The sequence below is a fragment of the Natronorubrum marinum genome, from assembly GCF_052040125.1.
GTDB lineage: Archaea > Halobacteriota > Halobacteria > Halobacteriales > Natrialbaceae > Natronorubrum.
In genome coordinates this window covers 605,041-617,859 of record NZ_JBPPFV010000001.1, presented here as the reverse complement: position 1 = coordinate 617,859, position 12,819 = coordinate 605,041, and the positions used below count along the sequence as shown (strand labels likewise).

Annotated in this window: 12 protein-coding genes; 1 reads left to right on the top strand and 11 read right to left on the bottom strand. The window is 66.6% G+C overall.

The window, feature by feature from the left end; translation table 11 throughout:
• From ACSFC5_RS03160 to mutS, 4 genes are all read right to left on the bottom strand, one after another.
• Window positions 1-198 (bottom strand): hypothetical protein, encoded by a 198-nt coding sequence (locus ACSFC5_RS03160; RefSeq protein ID WP_440763810.1) that lies wholly within the window; start codon window positions 196-198, stop codon window positions 1-3.
• Window positions 191-583: a cupin domain-containing protein gene (locus tag ACSFC5_RS03155; protein WP_440763809.1), complete on the bottom strand. Its 393-nt coding sequence runs from the start codon at window positions 581-583 to the stop codon at window positions 191-193. The genes ACSFC5_RS03160 and ACSFC5_RS03155 overlap by 8 nt, the downstream gene beginning before the upstream one ends.
• A 276-nt stretch (window positions 584-859) precedes the next feature.
• Window positions 860-1,657, bottom strand: a complete 798-nt coding sequence (locus ACSFC5_RS03150; protein WP_440763808.1) for an SDR family NAD(P)-dependent oxidoreductase — start codon at window positions 1,655-1,657, stop codon at window positions 860-862.
• A 181-nt stretch (window positions 1,658-1,838) separates the two neighbouring features.
• A complete protein-coding gene (gene mutS / locus ACSFC5_RS03145; protein WP_440763807.1) occupies window positions 1,839-4,493 on the bottom strand; it encodes a DNA mismatch repair protein MutS in 2,655 nt (884 codons plus the stop codon).
• A gap of 142 nt (window positions 4,494-4,635) precedes the next feature.
• Between mutS and ACSFC5_RS03140 the strand changes: the two genes are divergently transcribed.
• Entirely contained in the window at window positions 4,636-5,451 is an 816-nt protein-coding gene (locus tag ACSFC5_RS03140) for a universal stress protein (RefSeq protein ID WP_440763806.1), read from the top strand.
• Window positions 5,452-5,524: 73 nt separating this feature from the next.
• Here the strand turns inward: ACSFC5_RS03140 and ACSFC5_RS03135 are convergent, their stop codons facing one another.
• The 7 genes from ACSFC5_RS03135 to ACSFC5_RS03105 form a co-directional block, all read right to left on the bottom strand.
• On the bottom strand, window positions 5,525-6,232 hold the full coding sequence (locus ACSFC5_RS03135; protein WP_440763805.1) for a universal stress protein: 708 nt from the start codon (window positions 6,230-6,232) through the stop codon (window positions 5,525-5,527).
• Window positions 6,229-7,650, bottom strand: a complete 1,422-nt coding sequence (locus ACSFC5_RS03130; protein WP_440763804.1) for an APC family permease — start codon at window positions 7,648-7,650, stop codon at window positions 6,229-6,231. Before ACSFC5_RS03130 ends, ACSFC5_RS03135 begins: the two co-directional genes overlap by 4 nt.
• Window positions 7,651-7,763: 113 nt before the next feature.
• Entirely contained in the window at window positions 7,764-8,093 is a 330-nt protein-coding gene (locus ACSFC5_RS03125) for a tRNA-binding protein (protein ID WP_440765009.1), read from the bottom strand.
• 169 nt (window positions 8,094-8,262) lie between these two features.
• Window positions 8,263-8,895, bottom strand: coding sequence for a hypothetical protein (locus ACSFC5_RS03120; protein ID WP_440763803.1), 633 nt, complete (start codon window positions 8,893-8,895; stop codon window positions 8,263-8,265).
• Window positions 8,896-9,049: 154 nt separating this feature from the next.
• Window positions 9,050-10,024 (bottom strand): TIGR03560 family F420-dependent LLM class oxidoreductase, encoded by a 975-nt coding sequence (locus ACSFC5_RS03115; protein ID WP_440763802.1) that lies wholly within the window; start codon window positions 10,022-10,024, stop codon window positions 9,050-9,052.
• Window positions 10,021-11,412, bottom strand: coding sequence for a bifunctional hydroxymethylpyrimidine kinase/phosphomethylpyrimidine kinase (thiD, locus tag ACSFC5_RS03110; protein WP_440763801.1), 1,392 nt, complete (start codon window positions 11,410-11,412; stop codon window positions 10,021-10,023). Before thiD ends, ACSFC5_RS03115 begins: the two co-directional genes overlap by 4 nt.
• Window positions 11,413-11,765: 353 nt before the next feature.
• The gene (locus tag ACSFC5_RS03105) at window positions 11,766-12,800 is read right to left on the bottom strand and encodes an AIR synthase family protein (protein ID WP_440763800.1); all 1,035 of its coding nucleotides are present in this window, start codon (window positions 12,798-12,800) and stop codon (window positions 11,766-11,768) included.
• Window positions 12,801-12,819: the final 19 nt, after the last annotated feature.

The window sequence follows — 12,819 nt, the reverse complement described above, 5'->3', positions numbered from 1 at the left end:
TCAACAGTAGTAGATCCAGAACTCGTGATCGTCCGGACAGCGGGCCGTGCTGTACTCGCCGAAGGCCGCAATGTACGGCCGTACGCGGTACTCGGCTTCAGTATCCGAAAGCGAGACCCGCGTCGGTCGATCACAGTGCGGGCAGGCGATCTCGACGTCTCGGGACTGATCCGTCGAGGATGCGATCTCGTTACGCATCGTCGCTCATCTTCTCCAGCATGTGGTCGAGGACCGCCGCGTGTTCGTCCTGCGGGCTGAAGAGGATAATCTCCGAATCCGCCTCCGCGCTAACGGTGTGTCCGGGCGGCCAGTAGAAGAGATCGCCGGCCGTATCGGTCTCTTCTGACTCGTCCGCGTACCGGACGGTGAGTCGGCCCTCGAGGACGTACCCCCAGTGGGGACACTGGCAGGTGTCGTCTTCGAGGCCCTCGAGGAGCGGCGTGATGTCCGTCCCGGCGGCCAGCGTGAAGTACTCGCCGCTGATTTCGCCGTACCCCCGGGCCGTACCGAAGCCCATCTGCTGGCGTGCGATCGCATCCGGCGTGTCGATTTTGGTTGGGATGTCTTCTTTTGCTTGCTGCATTGCGTTCACCCGATCTGATCGGGAGACGGCCCGACAACCCGAGTGGTCCGGAACCACGACCGATTCCAGACGCCGGTCGATTCGGGTAACCGCATCCGCCCGACCGTTCGTCGCCGCAGTCCCCGTCGATCAGTACTGGAACGGACGCGCCCGTCGAAGGAGTAGTTACCCGGTGGTATATTTCAGCGCGTGAAATCTGGTTTCCCGTTCGTGATCCTTACGAACAACTCGAAATACCGTGAATCCCCGCGTACTTCCGTCGACCGACGGATTGCGTTACTCGAGGCCCAGATCCTGCGACATCGAGTTGCCGGCCCGCGGGACGCCCTTCACGGTCACCGTCTCGCCGTTCATGAACGAGGCGGCGGGACTCGAGAGGAACTGGGCGACGTCGGCGATCTCCTCGGGGTGGCCGATGCGTCGGTCGGTCTTCTCGCGGGGCGGCATCGCCTCGCTGTCGATACCGAGCGTCTCGGCGACGCCGGGCGTCTGGATCAGGCCGGGGGCGATACAGTTGACGCGGATGCCGTCGTCGGCCCACTCCGTCGCCAGCGTCTCCGTCAGGCGGATGATCGCCGCCTTCGACGCGCCGTAGTGGCTCTCTCCGGGCGCCGAGTGCTGGCCGTTCACGCTCGAGAGGTTGATGATGACCCCACCCGACCCCTCGCGCATGACCTCGCCGGCGAGTTGCGTGCAGTGGACGGTACTGTTGAGGTTGAGGTCGATGATGGTCTCCCAGCCGTTGGCCGAGATATCCTCGAAGTTCGCGACGAACTCGCCGCCGGCGTTGTTGACCAGCACGTCGATATCGCCGAACTCGTCGACGGTTTCGTCGACCAGATTCTGGACCTGGTCGCGCTCGCGGACGTTACACTCGACGGCGAGCGCATCACCTGCGTCCTCGGCCTCGTTGATCCCCTCGGCGACGGGGCCGACGCGGTCCATCGATCGCGAACAGATCGCCACGTTCGCGCCGCTCGCAGCGAGCGTCTCCGCGATTGCCTGGCCGATTCCCTGACTCGCTCCCGTGACGATCGCGGTCTTCCCCGTGACGTCGAAATCCGGTTCGTGCATCGTGTTAACTCGTAACCCATCGAGGCATAGTTGTACCGATATGTGGACCCGCAGTCGGGTGATCCCGGGTCGAAATAGCCACCGCGAGCGGTAACGACTACCCGTGCGGACTGCTGTCCGTTAGTGACGGAGCGCCCACACCCGTTCCGATTGCTCCGGAAAACAGGGACAGCAGACGGTATCAGTCCTCGAGTCGCTCCTGAAGTTGTTGAATCTCCGTGACCAGTTCGATCGGCGGCGTCGTGTTGACGTCGAGGCACTCGAGGTCCTCGAGGACGGCCTTCGCCTCGGGGTCGATCGATTCGCCCGCCTCGGGCACCGAGTCCGGTTCCCCACCGTCGGCGTTGGCCGGCCCGCGGAACTCGCCGTCGCCGAGGTCGAACACCGTCTGGACGGGATCGCTCGAGCTGCCACCCTTCGCTTCGATCGCCTTCTCCTCGCGAAGCCGATCTAACACGTCACGCGACCGGTCGACAACGGGATCCGGAACGCCCGCGAGGTCGGCGACGTGAATCCCGTAGGAGCGGTTGGTGGGACCGTCGCGCACCGTCCGGAGGAAGGTGACGTCGCCGTCGCGTTCGTCCGCCGCGACGTGAACGTTGGCGACCCGAGGAAGGTTCTCGGCCAGTCCGGTCAGTTCGTGATAGTGGGTGGCGAAGAGCGTCTTCGCCTTGACCTCGTTGTGTAAATACTCCGTCGCGGCCCACGCGATCGAGATCCCGTCGTAGGTTGCGGTTCCCCGCCCCACTTCGTCCAGGATGACCAGCGACTCCTCGGTCGCCGTGTGGAGGATGTTCGAAAGTTCGCTCATCTCGACCATGAACGTCGACCGACCCTGTGCGAGTTCGTCGAGCGCGCCGACGCGGGTGAAGATGCCGTCTACGAGTCCGATCTCCGCGTTCTTGGCGGGGACGAAACTTCCCACCTGTGCGAGCAGGACGATGCAGGCGACCTGTCGCATGTAGGTCGATTTTCCGGACATGTTTGGCCCGGTGACGACGAGAAATCCGCGATCTTCGTCCAGTCGGACGTCGTTGGGAACGAACTCGGTCGTCTGCTCGACGACGGGGTGACGGCCCTGCTCGATTTCGAGGCGATCCTCGCGGTGTAAGTCGGGCTGTACCCACCGGTTTTCGGCGGCGTGGGTTGCCAGACTCGAGAGCGCGTCGACGGTCGCCAGCGTTCGACCGACGTCCTGCAACAGCTCCGCGTGGCCGGCCACGTCTTCGCGTAGTTCCTCGAAGAGGTCGTACTCGAGGTCGCCGCGCCGTTCCTCTAAGCGCAGGATTTCCCGCTCTTTTTCCTCCAACTCGTCGGTCGTGAACCGTTTCGAGTTCTTCAGCGTCTTGATCTCCTCGTAGTGGTCGGGAACGCCGTCGGCCGCCGACTTCCCGACCTGAATGTAGTAGCCGTCGGTCTTGTTCCGGTCGACGGTAACGTGGCTCAGTCCGTGCTGGCGCTTCTCGCGGTCGGCGAGGCCGTCGAGCCACCGCTCGACCTTCTCGTGACGGTCGATCACCTCGTCGAGTTCGTCGTCGTACCCCCGCTGGAGGAGTCCGCCCTGGGTGACCGTCGACGGCGGATCGTCGGCGATGGTCTCCTCGAGCGTCTCCCGTAGTTCTGCGGCCGACTCCCGGTCCGGCCGGTTGACGATCCCGGAAAGCGGCGAGTCGGCGAGATCCGGAGCGGAATCGATGGTCTCGGCCAACGCGGGGAGGACGGCCAGCGTCTCCCCGACGGCGAGCAAATCCCGGGCGTCGGCGCTGCCGTGGCTCGCCTTCGAGGCCAGCCGCGCCAGGTCGTAGGCGTCGCCGAGTGCATCCTGTAACTCGTCGCGCGCCAGCGCGGCCGACGACAGCGCTGCCACGCTCTCCTGACGGCGTTCGAGCGTCTCGAGGGACCGCCGCGGCCGCTGGAGCCACTCCTTTAACAGCCGACCGCCGGCGCTGGTCTCGGTGTGGTCGATCGTGTCGAACAGCGAGCCGTCCCGGTCGCCTTGCATCGTTTCGGTTAGCTCGAGGTTTCGCTGGGTGGTCGCGTCCAGCGTGACGTGATCGTCGCCGTGGTGAGCCTGAATACGGGTCATCGAGGCGAGCACGCCCGTGCCGGTCTCCTCGACGTACGCGAGGATCGCGCCGGCGGCCGCGAGGGTCGACTCGCCGACGGACAGGCGGTCGACGGTCTCCTGGCCGAACTGTTCGCGAACGGTGTGGGCCGCTCGCTTGGGCGCGAACGACTCCGTGTCGTGGAGCGTCAGCGCGGCGTCGACCCGTTCGCGGACCGTGCTCAGCACCTCGTCGTCCGACCGTACGTCGGGCCCGGGCAACACCTCGACGGGATCGAACCGGTACAGTTCCGTCAGCGCGTCGTCGGCGTCCTCGGCGTCGGCCACGAGGAATCGACCCGTCGTCACGTCGGCGAACGCGAGGCCGTAGCCGGCACCCGTGCCGCCTGCACTCGAGCCGTCGACGATGGCCGCGAGATACTGGGCGTCGGCGTCGCTGGTCTCGAGCAGCGTCCCCGGCGTCACGACGCGGACGACTTCGCGGGCGTGGCCCGACTCGGTCTCGTACTGGTCGGCGACGGCGACCCGGTAGCCGCGCTCGACGAGCGCCTTGAGATAGGGCGTGAGATCCTTCAGCGGGACGCCGGCCATGGGGTACGACGAGCCGTGAGAGGATTTCTGCGAGACCTTCAGATCGAGTTCGTCGCTGACGAGTTCGGCGTCGTCGCCGAAAAACTCGTAGAAGTCGCCACACTGCATCGCCAGCACGTCGGCGTCGGTGTTCTCCTTAAGCGAGAAGAACTCCCCGACGATACCCGTCGCCTCGGTCATGGTGGGTGACTGTTCGGCCACCGCTAAAATCCTGCGGGTTCCGCGGTGGACGCGGTCGGCGACCCGACTTCCTCGAGCGGTACCCGTTCCGCTGGTGGGGCTATATGTGGCCCACCGTGGTAGCACGACCCACCTGCCAGTCATGTCTTCACCCCCCGATCATCGCGTGCTAGTTCCGGTCGACGTCCTCGAGGGCGAGTCCGTTCCGTCGACGGTCGTCGACGCCTTCGCGTCGATCCCGGTCGTCCTGCTCGGCTACCGCGAGATCCCCGACCAGACCGCACCCGAACAGGCGCGTGACCAGTACGGCGACCGCGTACGTGCCGAACTCGAGGAACTCCGAACGGTGTTCGAGGACGTCGGCTGCGACGTCTCGACGCGACTCGCGTTCACCCACGACCGCCTGAAGACGTTCGAACGCGTCACCGTGGAGGAATCGTGTGACGCCGTCCTGTTGGTCAATCCGGCACCCGTCCTCGAGTCGGTTCTCGTCGCGATCCGGAGCGACGTCAATGTCGATCACATCGCGCGACTGCTCCGAACGCTTCTCGACGGAACCGACCTCGGGGTGACGCTCTTCCACGTCGCCGCTGACGAGGACGACCGAACCGCGGGCACGGAACTGCTCGAGACGGCACGCACCGCGCTGGTCGACGAAGGGGTCGCCGCCGATCGGATCGACAGCAGGGTCGTCGTCGACGGCTCACCGACGACAGAGATCCTCGAGGCGGCCGACGATCACGACCTGCTGGTCGTCGGCGAGAGTCGACCCTCGGTCCGTCGCTACGTGTTTCGGGACCGGGCCGAACGGCTGGCAAAACGGACCGTCGATCCGGTGCTCGTGATTCGAGGGGAGTACCTCGAAGCAGACGACGAGACGGCGAACGGCGAAACTACGGATAGCGAGACGACTGGCGACGAGAAGACGGACAGCAAGACGACGGACGGCAGAGAATAGGGCGCGGAGACGATTCGGAACGCGGCCCCTTCCCGACGATATCCTCCCCTCGACCGAAAACGAACTCGCCCGGCTACGGGCCGTCGGGCGGAGTCTCGTCGACGTTTCGCACGACGAGCACCGGCGCGACCGACTCGACAGCGATCCGCTCGGCTTCCTCGCCGAAGAGCAGCGAGCGAAGCGACGGGGCCCGTTCGCCCACGACGATCGCGTCGTGATCGACCCCGGCCTCGAGCAGCGCCTCGAACGGCGGCGTATCGACGGCGAGTTCGGTTTCCACGTCGATTTCGCGCGCCGACAGCGTCTCGGCGGCCGCCTCGAGCAGCGCTCGTCCGCCGACCTCGTCGTCGGTCGCCAGAAAGAGCGTGACGCCGATCTCGCGCGGGCTGATCAGGTCGCCGACGAACGAGCAGATCCGGTCGACGGCGACGTCGCCCGTCAGCGTAACGAGGACTCGCTCGATCTGCCCGCTCGCGCCGGGAATCGTGTAGGCGTTCGCCGCCGTCTCGGCGGCGACCCGATCGATCGTCTGCTCCCTGTCGTGGGTGAACACGAGCCGGTGATCAGCTCGACCGCCGGCGGCCCGGAACTGGGCGACGAGGTCCTCGAGGGCGTCGGTCGCCCGCTCCTCGTACTGGAGCCGAGCCTGATCCGGCGGCGTCTGCTCGGGGAGTTCGTGGTAGCCGAGTACGGTGACGTCGACCGACTCGAGCAGCCTCGTCAGCCCGGGGGAGACCGATTGGCCTTCGAGAATCGCCAGCGGAACGAGAACGCGGGTCATAGTTCACCTCGGAGGTTCACGTCCCGAGCGTAATAGGCGTACCACCCGGCGGTCATGAGCATGATGGCGACGCCGACGATCTGTGACGCGAGTTCCATGAAGCCGATCAGCGCGAAACTGCAGATCGCCCCGAGCGCCGGGACGAGGGGGTAGCCGGGGACCCGAAAATCGGGGTCGTACCACTCCGGCTCGTTCCGGCGCAAGGCGATCAGCGCGACGCAGATCAGCCCGTACATGATGAGATGCAGGAACGAGGCGACCTCCGCGAGGAGTTCGACGCTGCCCGTCGCGGTCAGCACGAGAATCGGGCCGCCGGCCAGTCCCAGGGCGACGTGTGGCGTGCCGTAGCGGAGGTTAATCCGACTCGCTCGTTTCGGGAGCAGGGCGTCCCTCGAGACGGCGTAGATCGCCCGCGACGTGCTGAGAATCGAGGCGTTGGCGCTGGACATCGTCGCGAGCAGGCCGCCGAAGACGATTGCGAACGCGCCGGCGGCGCCGAAGTAGTGGCGACCCACCTCGACCATCGCAGTCTTGCCGAATCCAGCGAGCGTCTCGCTGCCGAACGCGCTCGTCGCAACGAAGATGGTCACGACGTAGAGCACGCCGACGGCGAGGACGGAACCAACCATCGCCAGCGGCAGGTTCCGGCCGGGATCTTTCATCTCCCCGGCGACGGTCGCCACCTGTGCGAAGCCGAGATAGGACGTGAAGACGAGCGCGGCGGTCGTCAGGATCGGCAGCGTCCCAAATGGGGCGAACTGCTCGGGCGCCGCCGACTCGCCGATCAGCCCGACCGCGTCGAGGCCGCCGTAGCCGAGGAACGCGACGAGGATCGACAGCAACAGCGCGACGATCCCGTTTTGGAGCTTTGCGGCGTTTTCGGTCCCCGTGACGTTCAGGACGGTAAAGCCCGCGCCGAACAGCAAGGCGATGGGGATAACCAGTCCGTCGCCGACCGCGACGCCGAGTTCGGCGAGCGTATCGACGGCGTAGTAGCCGAAGCCAACGAGGTAGAAGGCCGTCGCGAACACGAGTCCGAACCACAGCGAGAGTCCGACGACGGCACCGGCGAGCGTGCCGAGCGCCCGCGAGATGAAGTAGTAGCCGCCACCGCTTTTCGGCATCGCCGTCGCCAGTTCGGAGGTCGGCAAGGCGACGAGCAGGGCGACGACGGCCCCGATGGCGAACGACCCCGCCGCGGCGGGCCCCGCCTGTCCGGCCGCCAGCCCCGGAAAGACGAAGATGCCGGCCCCGATCATCGTCCCGATTCCGATCGCGAGGCCGCCGGACAGGCCGAGCGTTCGCTCGAGTTCGGCGTCGTCGGTGATCGTCGCCTCGTCCGTCTCGACCGTCGGTTCGACCTCCGGGGACTCGCCCTCGATGTTGGTTCCCTCGGCCGGCGGCGGTTCTCCGCTCATAGTGGCGATGACTCATGCCGGACGGATAATTTTTCAGGTGAATATTACAGGTTGGGTGTTCTCCCGCTGGAAGGTAACGGGTGAGGGCCACCGATGCTCCCGCCCGTCCCCGATCAGAACAGCAGTCCGCCCAGCGGGACGTCCTCGTCCGGTTCGACGAGGACGGGATACTCCTCCTCGCCGGGGACGCAGACCGTCAGTGCTTCGGATTTGAAGCCTGCAATCCGAACCGATCCGAGGGTCGTGGCACACAGGACTTGCCGTCCCACGAGTTCCTCGGGGTCGTAGTGGTGATCCAGCTGTGCGGCGGATTGGATCTCGCCGTGGTCCTCGCCGAGATCGATCCACAGCTTGGTCATCTTCGGCTTGTTCGCCTCGGTGAACGCTTCGGCTTCCAGCACTTCGCCGACGCGAATCTCGACGTCGAAGGGGTTCTCGACCATGTGGCCCGTATCGCCGGCCTCGAGAATGAGCGTTCGGGTTTCGGAACGCGGTCGGTGCGCCCAGACGGGAACCGCGTGCGGGCCGAACGCGAGGCGCTCCGAACGGCGCTCGAGACGGTGGCGACACGTCTGCTGACGCCACGGGAGTCCGCCGTTTCCCGCGTCGCCCTCAGTCCTCGATCGCACCGTACACGAGCGAGGACTCCATCGCGAGGGCGGTATCGTCGCCCAGTATGCCGTCTTCTTCGAACGCCGCCTCGGGACGCGCCTCCACGATGCGGTCGCCGTCCGAGAGCGCCGCCGCCGACGAAACCCACGTCAGGAACCGGTACGTCACCGAATTCGCCTGCGGGGGTGTCAGATGTACGGTCCACCGTCCCCGCTCGGTGCTCGAGGCGGTCTCCACGCTGAGCGGTGGGTCGTCCGCGTCGGTCGCGGCCGTATTCGTCGAGTGATCCCGAACCGACACCGATCCCGGATGCACCGTCCAGTCGTGCCGTTCGCGGAACGCCGCGTGGTTCCACGCGCCGGCGAGGGGCGACACGCGATACTCCGTCAGGAGGATGAACGATACCGAGCCGTCGGCCTCCCGCTCGTACACGGTCGCCGTCGCGTCCACTCGTCCCGAACTGTCGGTCGATTCCGCCGTCTCTCGAGCGACGGCGACAGCGTCCGCGGGAATCGAGAGGTCGAGTTCGCCGAACGTGGAGTCGGTTCCACCCGAGGCAGCGGCTCCGAGACACCCGGCGACTACCGTCGTCCCTGAAACGACGGCCGCGAGTATATTCCGCCTATTAGCCATCATTCTTCTATATAAAAAGAAGATAGTAAAACGTTTGGTGTAGAATAAGGCATACATGTTCATCCATTTCGTTCCGTCTGTGGGTCCCCAGCGAACGCGGGGCCGAAGTCGAAGTCCGATTCTAGGCGGCCGTCCACCGCAATTCGCGAGGCGTCTACTCGAGCAGTGTCTCGGCTAGCAACGAGCGGCTCTCGTCCCCGTCGTCGGTCGCGTTCGGGAGGACGAGCATGATCTCTTCGATACCGACCTCGCCGTAGTCGGCCAGTCGATCTCGTACCTCGGCCGGCGTCCCCGTCGGTGCCGTCTCGACGTATCCCGCGAGGAAGAACTCGCGGGGCTCGGTGGGCTCGTCGGGCAGGAACTCGTCTCGGAACGCCTCACGCTTTGCTTCGGCCGCCTCGGTCGTCTCACCGACGAAAACGAACAGTTCGGCGGACTTGCGGATCTCCTCGTAGCGTTCCTCACTCTCACAGTGCTCTCTGAGGACCGTGAGTTTGTCGGCAAAGCCAGCGGGCTCGAGCGTCCCGTAGTTCCAGCCGTCAGCTAGTTCGGCGGTGTATCGCAGGGTAAACTGCTCGCCGCCGCCACCGATCCAGATCGGCGGGTGAGGATCCTGAACTGGCTGGGGCTCACAGAACGCATCCTCGAGGTCGACAGCCAGATGCTCGCCCGTGTGACTGTACGTCTCGTTCGTCCAGAGTCCCTGCAGGATCTCGACCGTCTCGGCGAGCCGACGGAGCCGTTCGGCCGGCGGCTCCCGAAACTCGTAGCCGAAGCGCTCGTACTCCTCGGCGTACCAGCCCGCGCCGAGCCCGAGTTCGAGCCGTCCGTCGCTGATTCGATCGACCGTCGCCGCCATCTTCGCCAGCACGGCGGGGTGGCGGTAGGACTGGCTCGTGACGAGCGTTCCGAGCCGGATCTCGTCGGTGGCTTCGGCGACCGCGCTGAGCGTCGTCCAGCACTCCTGTGTCGCCCGGCGCGGGTCGCCGATCCACGACTGGAAATGGTCCTCGAGCCACACCGCGTCGTAACCGAGCGACTCGGCCTCGAGTGCCGTCTCGCGAACGGTTCCGATGTCGGTGCCGTACTGGGGGAGGATGATCCCGACCTCGAGATCCGCTGCACTCATCGACTCACCTCGTCTTCGAGTTCCACGTCGGACTCGACCGCCTCCTCGAGTTCGAGCACTCGATCCGCGAGCGTCTCCGGATCGCTCGCGACGACTTTCGTCATCGCCTCCTTCCCGACGTCGCCACGGTCGATCACGGCCGCCGGCGGCTCCTCGCGATCGCCGAACGCTTGCCGGGCACCCCAGCTCATCGTGTTGCCTTCGGTCTCTTTGACGTCCGTCGGTTCCTCGTCCCGGTCGTACGCCGCGAGTTGCCACTCGAGGTCCTCGAGGGCGCCCTCGACGTCCGGGCCGAACCGGCAGTTGACCGCGAACCGAAGCGCTGGGTGGAACTCGCGGGCCGAGAGGAGAAACCGGGCCACGTGGCTCGAGGCCCCGAATCGGACGCCGCGGTTCGGCTGGACGCCCGAGAGCGTGCGCGTGATCCGGCCTTCGACGGCCGCGGTTTCCGCGACGGATTCGGCTGCGGGGGTCGCGCCGACGACGTTCATCCCGACCTCGGGGACGAGGAGGGAGACGTCGCGCTCGACGAATCGATCGACGACGGCTTGGACCTCCTCGGCGGTCGGATTCCGACTCGCCTCGTTTCGCAGGTCGACGAGGTGGTTGACCGCGCCGTGGCCCTCCCCCACGTCGTAGTAGTACCGCACCGCGCGGGCGAGGAAGTTCGTCGCACCCTCGACGGCGGGCTCGAGCGAGTCACCCGTCGCGAGGCGGGCCGCGATGGCTGCGGCGAGCGTGCAACCGGAGCCGTGGGTTGCCTCCGTCCGAATACGCGGATGCTCGAACACGCGCACGGTGTCGTTCGTGACGAGCGTGTCCCGAACCTGCTCGCCGGGAATGTGCCCGCCCTTGACGAGCACCGCGTCGACGCCCGTCTCGAGGATCGCCTCGCCCGCCTCGCGGGCGCTCTCCCGATCCGCGACCGCGATATCGGTCAGCACCTCGGCCTCGTCGGCGTTCGGCGTCGCCAGCCGCGCCGCACCCAGCAGATCCTCGTAGGCGCGTTCGGCTTCGGGCTCGAGCAGGCGGTCGCCGGAGGTCGCGACCATCACGGGGTCGACGACCAGCGGGAACTCGAACGACTCCGCGCGGTCGGCGACGAGCCGGACGATCTCGGTCGTCGCGAGCATCCCCGTCTTCGCGGCCCCGACATCGAAGTCGCCGGTGACGGCCTCGAGTTGGGCCTCGATCTCCTCGAGCGGCAGGACGTGCGATGACTCGACGCCGCGGGTGTGCTGGGCGGTGACGGCGGTGATCGCGGACGTCCCGAAGACGCCGTGGGCGGCCATCGTCGCGAGGTCGGCCTGAATGCCGGCGCCGCCGCCGGAGTCGCTCCCCGCGATCGTCAATCCTACCGGGCGAGTATCAGGTGCTGGCGTTCTCATACCCGTAGGTATTCCCCGGTTATACAAAGTGGTCGTGGTAAGCGATCCTGAGAATCGATTCGGCTGCCGTCTCTCTCAGCCTACTCAGTCGACGGCGGTGGCGCGTGCGGAGCCGCAGTGAGTGACGAACGAACTGCGGCGCTACCCGCGCGAGGGACGAGTGAACGACCAGAGGGAGTGAACGAGTCGGCTGGGGAGGGCGTGGAAATCACCGCCGCCACGTCAGTCGGTTAGTTGCGATCACCTTCTAACGGGTTCTACCCGTGCTCGTACCGGAACCAAGGAATTTCACAGCCCCCTCAGCCGATTCGCTCACCGCGCCACAGCACGCGCCGCCGCAAACGGTACACAATTCAATCGTTCGCCGAATCGGCCAGTTCGGCGTACGCGGCCCACGACGGATCGACACTCGGGTGCTCGAGTCGCTCCCCGTTGACGATCACGTCGCCTTCCCCGTCGTCGCCACCTCCTGGCTCCACGCGGCCGATGTCGGCGACGACGGTGTCCCGATCCTCGAGCGCCTCGCGAACCGCGTCGACACCCGCGGGATCGACGGCGATCAACAGCGACCCGCTACTCGTCGCCGCCCACGGGTCGATCTCGAGGGCGTCGCAGACCGCCTCGACGCCGGGACGCATCGGCACGGCCGCTCTATCGACCGCGAACCGAGCCCCCGCCCCGTCGGCCATCTCGTTCAACGCGCCCGCGAGTCCGCCCTCAGTCACGTCGTGCATCGCCGTCACGGGACCCGCGGCGGCTGCCGTGAGGGCATCCCGAACGCAGTAGACTTCCTCGAGTCGGTTCTGTGCGTCCGCGACGACGCTATCGGGGAGATCCAGTTGGCCACCGAAGAGGGTACTCAACAGCCCGACGGACTCGACGGCGGGACCGGTCGTCAGGAGGAGTCGATCACCCACGCTGGCACCGTCGGGGCGGACGATATCCGCGCGGTCGCCGACGCCCATCGCGGTCGCCGCGCCGACCCACGGATGGGAGGGATCCGAGTATCTGGCCGTGTGTCCCGTCACGACGGCCACGCCGAGGTCGGCACACTCCGCGTGGATCGCCTCCCAGACGGTCGCGAACTGCTCGTCGGTCATCGTCTCGGGCAGCGTGAAACAGATCGAGAGATGCGACGGCGCGATACCGCTGACGGCGACGTCCGCGAGCACGAGGTCGAGGGCGAACCGGCCCGCTCGCTCGAACCCCAGCGCCGGGAGGATCGACAGCGGGTCCGTCGCGGTGACCAGCGCCCGTCTGCCGATATCGAGGACGCCGAAGTCGACGCCGTGGCGCGGCCCCACGGCGACGTCGGTGCGATCCGCGCCGAGATTCGGCGCGACGTGGCGCTCGAAGAACGTCCGGTCGATTTTGCCGAGGTCGCTCACGCTCGAGTGGTCTAATCGG

Coding starts and splice junctions, on each gene's coding strand:
- ACSFC5_RS03115 (WP_440763802.1), bottom strand. CDS start 10,024: ATGAGTGCAGCGGATCTCGAGGTCGGGATCATCCTCCCCCAGTACGGC.
- ACSFC5_RS03130 (WP_440763804.1), bottom strand. CDS start 7,650: ATGAGCGGAGAACCGCCGCCGGCCGAGGGAACCAACATCGAGGGCGAG.
- ACSFC5_RS03125 (WP_440765009.1), bottom strand. CDS start 8,093: ATGGTCGAGAACCCCTTCGACGTCGAGATTCGCGTCGGCGAAGTGCTG.
- ACSFC5_RS03150 (WP_440763808.1), bottom strand. CDS start 1,657: ATGCACGAACCGGATTTCGACGTCACGGGGAAGACCGCGATCGTCACG.
- ACSFC5_RS03135 (WP_440763805.1), bottom strand. CDS start 6,232: ATGACCCGCGTTCTCGTTCCGCTGGCGATTCTCGAAGGCCAATCGGTC.
- ACSFC5_RS03160 (WP_440763810.1), bottom strand. CDS start 198: ATGCGTAACGAGATCGCATCCTCGACGGATCAGTCCCGAGACGTCGAG.
- ACSFC5_RS03120 (WP_440763803.1), bottom strand. CDS start 8,895: ATGGCTAATAGGCGGAATATACTCGCGGCCGTCGTTTCAGGGACGACG.
- ACSFC5_RS03140 (WP_440763806.1), top strand. CDS start 4,636: ATGTCTTCACCCCCCGATCATCGCGTGCTAGTTCCGGTCGACGTCCTC.
- ACSFC5_RS03155 (WP_440763809.1), bottom strand. CDS start 583: ATGCAGCAAGCAAAAGAAGACATCCCAACCAAAATCGACACGCCGGAT.
- mutS (WP_440763807.1), bottom strand. CDS start 4,493: ATGACCGAGGCGACGGGTATCGTCGGGGAGTTCTTCTCGCTTAAGGAG.
- thiD (WP_440763801.1), bottom strand. CDS start 11,412: ATGAGAACGCCAGCACCTGATACTCGCCCGGTAGGATTGACGATCGCG.